This is a genomic window from Acinetobacter sp. P37, from assembly GCF_057480965.1.
On sequence record NZ_JBLIYY010000059.1, the window covers coordinates 1 to 265 of the forward strand.

The window sequence follows — 265 nt, forward strand, 5'->3', positions numbered from 1 at the left end:
TGTTAAAAACATGATTACTGGTGCTGCGCAAATGGATGGTGCGATCCTTGTTTGTTCGGCGACTGATGGTCCAATGCCACAAACTCGTGAACACATCCTTCTTTCTCGTCAGGTAGGTGTACCTTACATCGTTGTGTTCTTGAACAAATGTGACATCGTTGATGATGAAGAATTAATTGAATTAGTAGAAATGGAAGTTCGTGAACTTCTTTCTACTTATGACTTCCCAGGCGACGACACTCCAGTAATCCGTGGTTCTGCTCTT

General features: G+C 42.6%; 1 protein-coding gene. It reads left to right on the plus strand.

The window, feature by feature from the left end; all coding sequences use genetic code 11:
• A partial coding sequence (locus AC25JC_RS17375) for a GTP-binding protein (protein WP_486924520.1) occupies positions 1–265 on the plus strand: 265 nt, incomplete at both ends.